Consider the following 6771-nt stretch of genomic DNA (forward strand, 5'->3'; position numbering starts at 1 on the left):
ACCTGGTTCATCTCTTCAAGGAAGACCTCTTTGCGGGTTTTCTTGGGCAGGGGGTCAAGGCCAAGCGTGATCTGATCCATGTCCGTGATCGTCGGTCCTCATCAGGCTCTGCGCCAGTCGGAATGACCAGGGGTTTTGCAGACCTTCCCTAGTGCCCGCAAGGCAGCCTAAAGCCGCAATCTAGGCGCGCGCCGCAGGCCATGCTGGCGGCCTGGGTAAGGTGCGCAACGACGAGTGCGGCTTTTTGCCGCCTTGCCCGAAGGGTTGCCCCGCAAAGGTGGCATCTGCGGCGTTGCCAATGCTCGCCGGGCCACCAGCCCGGCTGCGCTTTGCGCCTTGCACCTGCCACCTTTGCGGGGCAACGGGCACTATGAAAAGATCGTGAACAGGCTCTGAGCCCTAGCAGGCTGCTGAAATACTCCCCTTGCCCACGAGCATCTTCCTCAGCCCATGCGACGCAGTTCGTCGTAGCTCAACCGTAAGCTGCGGTCTCCAGCAAGAGGAGCGCAACATGCTTTACCACCCCCGCCGTCATTGGACCCTGGCCAGCTTCGCGCCTCGCCCCAACAGTCAACATGCGCGTGCGCTAGGTATCCGCTTTGTCGAGCAAGAGCGCCCGACACCCGTCACTCTGGTGCTGGCCGGTTCACCAGGTAGCGGAAAAACGCACCTGCTGCATGCACTGGCTCAACACGCAAGGCGCAACTTTTGGATTGACAGCATTGCCTGCCTGTCCTCCACCCAATGGGCCCAGGAAGTGGCCGCAGGATTGCATTTTGCAGACATCGCTTCCGTATTGCAGCGCTTTGCCAGCCACGACTTCTTGGCACTGGACGATGCCGACCGCCTGTGGGGTATGCCCCAAGCACAGCAGGCCTTTGCAGAGCTGTTGCGTGAGCGCCAAGAGCAAGGCTTGCGCACCTTATTAACTGCCACCCTGTACCCCGTATCGCCCCACAACCCGCAGCTGCTGTGCGATCTGCTGGCCCAGCAAACCGCTGTGCGCCTGCATTGACGGCTTGGCCCTTCAGTTGGAGGGGGTGGGCAGGGGCGCGCAGTCTATGAGCCCGTCTTGATTTCTAACGCTGAGGCAGATTCGCGCGCCATGGGCTCAAAATCGGAGACCGAGTGCACATCGTTAGAGGTACTGGCCATCAAAAGAAGCCTGTTGTAGGCAGTGATAAACCTTCGCGCGAGCGGCCAGTTGCTGCCCTTGTGCGACATATTTTGTCGCACCCATCGCAATAATGGCGACAAGCGGCCCTCGGGCTGTTTTCGGTCGCCACCACGGAAAGGACTGCGATGATTTTGGACATTGCCTACACCCAGCACCAAGGCACAGACTGGCGCTTCCCCGTGCAGCAGGACGCGCTTTGGAACAGTGTGGAAGTCATTCAGTCACGCAACCTGCATCCCGCTGGCCTGCAAACGCAGGCCGACGTAGTTTCACTGGCCGTGGCCGATGGTTTAGGTGGTACCCCCCACGCAGAGCGTGCCAGCCGTGCGGTGTTGGAAGAATTGGCCGCAGCCATACCAGGCGGCGTAACGTTTGATAAAGGCCTGGTGCGGCGCATTCACGGCCGCCTGTGTGATCGGCTAGCCTATGGCGAAACCATCGGATCGGCCACCACGCTGGCGGCGGTACAAATCCAGGGTGAGCAATGTTCGGTCATGAACGTGGGTGACAGCCGGGTGTACCGCCTTTCCGTACAGGGCGAGTGGCAGCAACTTTCACGCGATCACACCGTCCTCAACGGCATGATTGCGCGTGGCGAGGCTGAAGAAGGCGAGGAATACGCCAACGTCTACAACACGCTGGACTCTTGCCTGGCGGCGGACAGCGAGGATGCTGACTTTGACATCCACCACTGCGTTGCCCCCTTTTTGTCGGGTGATGCCTTGCTGCTGTGTACCGACGGGGTGCACGACACCTTGGACAGTGCATCGCTGCAGCAACTGATCGTGCCGGGCACCTCTGCGCTGGCGCAAGCCCAGATACTGCGCAAAGCGGTGATCAGGGCCGGGGCGCCGGACAACTTTTCTCTGATCTTCATCGCCAGCAAAGCGGTGGCCTGCTGAGCGGCTCGCGCCATACCTCTCTGCTTGTCTATGCGCCCCCTCTCCAAATCCAAACTTCTGGCATTTCGCCAGTGCCCCAAACGCCTTTGGCTGGAGGTGCGCCAGCCCGAACTGCGCGCGGACTCTGGCCCTGCAGTTGCCAGCTTTGCCACGGGTCACCAAGTAGGTGACATTGCCCGCCAGCTGTATGACCCGCAAAGCCTGGGAGAGCTGATCGATCCACAGGTCGAAGGCTTTGACGCCGCCTTTGCCCGCACCCAGGACCTGCTGACCCACAGCCGCCACCCTATTTTTGAGGCAGGTTTTCGTGCGGGCGGTGCGCTGGCCTTTGCCGATGTGCTGCTGCCCAGCGATGAAGGCGATCAGCTTGGCTGGCGCATGGTGGAAGTCAAATCGTCCACCAGCGTCAAGGATTACCACCGCGATGACGCCGCCATCCAGGCCTGCGTGGCGCGAGAGGCCGGGCTCGCACTTACCGCGATTGCGGTGGCGCACATCGACAGTGGCTGGACTTACCCTGGCCAGGGCGACTACCAGGGCTTGCTGCGTGAAAGCGACCTGAGCGAAGAAGCCTTTGCCCGCGCCGATGAGGTGAAAGGTTGGGTGGAACAAGCCCAGGCCGTGGTGCAGCGCGCAAGTGCACCGACCTTGGCCACCGGTGCTCAGTGCTTTCACCCCTTTGAGTGCGGCTTTTACAACCACTGCGCCAGCCTGGAACCACAGGCCGAGCACCCCATCCACTGGCTGCCGCGCCCCGGCCAGGCGGTGCAAGACCATGTGCAGGCGCACGGCGTGGCGGAACTGCGTGACCTGCCCGATGACCTGCTCAACCCGCTGCAACTGCGCGTCAAGCACGCCACGCTGTCGGGCCAGGCTTTCTTTGACCAAGCGGGCGCGGCGCAGGCGCTGTCGGGCCACCCGTTGCCCGCGTACTTCATCGACTTTGAAACCATTCAGTTCGCTGTGCCCATCTGGGCTGGCACGCGGCCCTATCAGCAAATCCCTTTCCAGTTCAGCGTGCACCATCTGGACCCCGAGGGACACGCCACCCACACCGCGTTTCTCGATCTGTCGGGCCACAACCCTTGCCGCGCGTTTGCCCAGGATCTTGTTGCGGCCTGCGGAACCCAAGGCCCCGTGTTTGTGTACAACGCCGCGTTTGAGACCACTCGCATCCGTGAACTGGCTGAGCGCTTTGCCGACCTGGCCCCGCACCTGCTGGCACTGAACGAGCGTGTGGTGGATCTGCTGCCCATCGCGCGCCAGCACTACTACCACCCCAGCCAGCAGGGCAGCTGGAGCATCAAGGCCGTGCTGCCTGCCCTGTGCCCAGACCTGCGCTACAGCGACCTGGACGGCGTGCAAGACGGCGGCATGGCGCAGCAGGCCTACCTGGAGGCTATTGCCCCCACCACCACCGCCGAGCGCAAAGTCGAGTTGCAAGACCAGTTGCTGGCCTATTGCCATCTCGACACCTGGGCCATGGTGCGCCTGTGGGCGGCCTTCACCGCCAACACCTTGACGAAGAAAGCCCCATGACATGGCGAAACGCCCAGACACCCTGGAAACTCTGCTGCTGGCGCTAGAGCTATTACGCCGCATCCCCCGCAAAAACAAAATCACTGCGAGGGAGCTACAAGAACAGCTCCAAAACGCTGGCATGGATCGGGATCTGCGAACCATCCAGCGCATGCTTGAAACCTTCAGCGAGCATTTCGACATAGAGCGTGACGACCGCAGCAAACCCTACGGCTTTCGGTGGCAGGAAGCGTCGCGTGGCATGGCGGTGTCGCACCTCACACCCCAAGAATCTTTGTTGCTGCAACTGGCGCAAGAACACTTGCGCAACCTGCTGCCCCCGCGCCTCATGCAGTCCATGTCGGGCTTTTTTGACCAGGCGCGGCGCAACCTCGACGGCTACCCGGACAACCCCCAGTCCACCTCCCTGGAACGTGAATGGCAACACAAGGTGCGGGTGGTTGCCACCAGTCAGCCACTGCTGCCGCCCACCATCGCCCCCGGCGTGCTGGAAGAGGTGAGCGAGGCGCTGTACGCCAACCGCTGGCTGGAGCTGGACTACCAGAACGCCGCTGGCAAGCGCCAGCAAGCCAAGGTCATGCCCCTGGGGCTGGCCCAGCAAGGCCCGCGCCTGTACCTGGTGTGCCGTTTTGAAGACTTTGACAACGAACGCAGCCTGGCCCTGCACCGCATCCGCAAGGCGCAGGCCTCCACCTTGAGTTTTGAGCGACCAAAGGAATTTGACCTCGCCCAATATGACGCCGATGGGCGATTTGGTTTTGGATATGGCGAGAAAGTGCGCCTCACGTTCGAAATTGAAACTGAGGCAGGCTTCCACCTGACAGAAACCCCGTTATCACGCGATCAAGACGTGCAGGTGCTGAACGGTGAATGGATGCAGATATCGGCCACGGTGGTGGATAGTGCCATGCTGGAATGGTGGCTCAGGGGATTCGGGGAGGCTGTCAGAAATATCCGAAAAACGGCTGTTGAATCGTAAGAAAAGCATTCTTGAAAAACTCACTCTGAATAGGAAATAGGTATGGTCCCAAATTTTTTTGCGTCTGAATATTCTTGTTTTCCAGAGGAAAATTTTTTGCGTTGGTTTTTGAAATGGGCGATTGAGTCGAATAAAAGTATTAAACCCAATTTGTACGCGGCCGCAAAATCATTTCTGGCGTTGGTGTGCTCCAGAAATAATTTTCAAATGGATTTGAAAATTGATACAGTGGCTGATGTTACGTATGTGCTGAATAGTGAGTATAGTTTGTGGTTTATATTGAATGACAACATCGCGCTGGCGATTAATGGTGGAAATCTGCATGAACATGCGCTCGACGAAATTCAGAAAAATCTTTCTAAAATTTCAGGCGATTACAATATTTCATCCAGTCGGGTTTGTAAATTTTCTTATGATTGCCGAGATGGGATAGATGACATTCGAAGTCTGGCAGATCAAGGATTCCCACTGATTGATCGTCGGGATTTGCTTCGTTTGTTCTCCAGTCCCGTTGGTGTGCGGGCAGAGGTGGAAAGCGATACGTATTCTGATTTTAAGAAATACCTACTGCAATTGGAGAGCGAAGCGCATGGTTTCCTTCGCATGCCGCCAGCTGAGTGGAAATGGGCGCAGTGGGTCGGTTATTGCCATGATTTGTATTTGCGCTTTGGCAATGGCCGCCGTGGGCGTTTCGTAGATCTCATCGCCCGTACAAGTCACGAATTTTTCGATATGGGGCACCAGGTGGTTGATGGCGGGATTTTTTTTCTGCGTATCGACGACAAGCACCAACTCAGTTTCATGCTGCAAATCGAAAAATTAGAGGAGCGCGGGAAGTGGCAAGCTTATTGGCAAGACAAGGTTTTTGCCACCAGTCAGCAACTGGGTTTAGAGATTGTTCACCCTCACTGTGCAGGCGCAGAAAAAGATGTTGCGCTTGCGACGCTGCGGAAAAGTTACGTGTTTTTGCAGAGTGATGGTTTGGTTGATGTGCAAGCTAATTATGATATGATCAATTTGGTTTCATTTCGTGTAACTGTCTGATGTACTTGATCATTGCGGTTGGGAATAAATTTCAAATTTAGAGGTTTCAAATGGCTGCTGGAAAAGTTTTTGATGCTGTTCGGGAATTGATGCGCAAGTTGCCTGAGGTTTTTTTGGGGGTTGATGTTAATTATTCCTTTGGTGAGGGGCGACCATTTATAGGGGATTGGAGTGTTTCGGGTAACGAGGGGATATTAATTTCTGGGGATGGGGTTGGATCAAAGAGTGGGGTTTACTTTTTTTATTCGCAAAGTGGCGAGGTTTTGTATATTGGCAAAGCTGCAAAATACAATTTGCACAACAGGGTTTGGGATCATGTTGGAACGCCAAAGAGGCTTGAGGACGGGTGGTTTGAGTTTCCGGATGGAAAGCTAATCAAGGGGGCGTCTGATGAGGGTTATATTGGTCAAGTAAGAAGTGGAAAAATTCGATTGGGTATTATTGAGATATCAAACCCGGATCTCGTACCCTTGGTTGAGGTTTATCTTCAAACGGAGTGCAAGTTGAAAAATGGAAGGCTGCCAATTTTCAATAAAAGAATTGGATAGATTTTTGGTTTTGGTGATTGATTTTTTATTTCGAAGTGCGGTTGGTAAAAATATTATGAAAAAAGTATATTTGCTTTCATTTGCATGGGTCACTTTGCGCTTGCATCGCGGAAAAATAGAGTAATCCGATAATTTTTGCGCTTCGCACCGTATATGAATCTGCAATCTCTGGGGCCTCAATTTGGTAGCGCTCGCACAGCGCATCTAGGCTGTACGGCTCGCCTAGCAGGCTGCTGAAATACTGGCTTGACCATCGACAGCCAAGAACATCGACCGCGTAAAACGGCCTACAAGCGATTATTTCGAACCCGGTGAGGGGGGAGGCACCCTCAAAGTCGTCATTTTTTGAGTTCTCCAGCAGTATTTCAGCAGCCTGCTAGCAGGCTGCTGAAATACTCCCCTTGCCCACGAGCATCTTCCTCTGCCCTAGGGAAGGTCTGCAAAACCCCTGGTCATTCCGACTGGCGCAGAGCCTGATGAGGACCGACGATCACGGACATGGATCAGATCACGCTTGGCCTTGACCCCCTGCCCAAGAAAACCCGCAAAGAGGTCTTCCTTGAAGAGATGAACCAGGTCGTG

The 6771-nt window shown here is 56.1% G+C and carries 6 protein-coding genes; all 6 read left to right on the forward strand.

All coding sequences use genetic code 11. The annotated features are described in order from the left end of the window. The first annotated feature begins 511 nt into the window (after positions 1-511). Complete coding sequence (locus BN2503_RS18280) at positions 512-1015, forward strand: DnaA ATPase domain-containing protein (RefSeq protein WP_074930484.1); 504 nt, start codon at positions 512-514, stop codon at positions 1013-1015. A gap of 287 nt (positions 1016-1302) precedes the next feature. Continuing rightward, positions 1303-2079, forward strand: a complete 777-nt coding sequence (locus BN2503_RS18285) for a PP2C family protein-serine/threonine phosphatase (protein WP_054258038.1) — start codon at positions 1303-1305, stop codon at positions 2077-2079. A gap of 30 nt (positions 2080-2109) precedes the next feature. After that, entirely contained in the window at positions 2110-3618 is a 1509-nt protein-coding gene (locus BN2503_RS18290) for a DUF2779 domain-containing protein (RefSeq protein ID WP_054258039.1), read from the forward strand. A gap of 151 nt (positions 3619-3769) precedes the next feature. Beyond that, positions 3770-4597: a helix-turn-helix transcriptional regulator gene (locus tag BN2503_RS18295; RefSeq protein ID WP_233495129.1), complete on the forward strand. Its 828-nt coding sequence runs from the start codon at positions 3770-3772 to the stop codon at positions 4595-4597. 42 nt (positions 4598-4639) lie between these two features. Next, positions 4640-5641 (forward strand): hypothetical protein, encoded by a 1002-nt coding sequence (locus tag BN2503_RS20325; RefSeq protein ID WP_139235578.1) that lies wholly within the window; start codon positions 4640-4642, stop codon positions 5639-5641. 50 nt (positions 5642-5691) lie between these two features. Then, complete coding sequence (locus tag BN2503_RS19760; protein ID WP_175537984.1) at positions 5692-6189, forward strand: GIY-YIG nuclease family protein; 498 nt, start codon at positions 5692-5694, stop codon at positions 6187-6189. The last annotated feature ends 582 nt before the right edge of the window (positions 6190-6771 follow it).

Source organism: Paenacidovorax caeni (genome assembly GCF_001298675.1).
Classification (GTDB): Bacteria; Pseudomonadota; Gammaproteobacteria; order Burkholderiales; family Burkholderiaceae_C; genus Paenacidovorax; species Paenacidovorax caeni.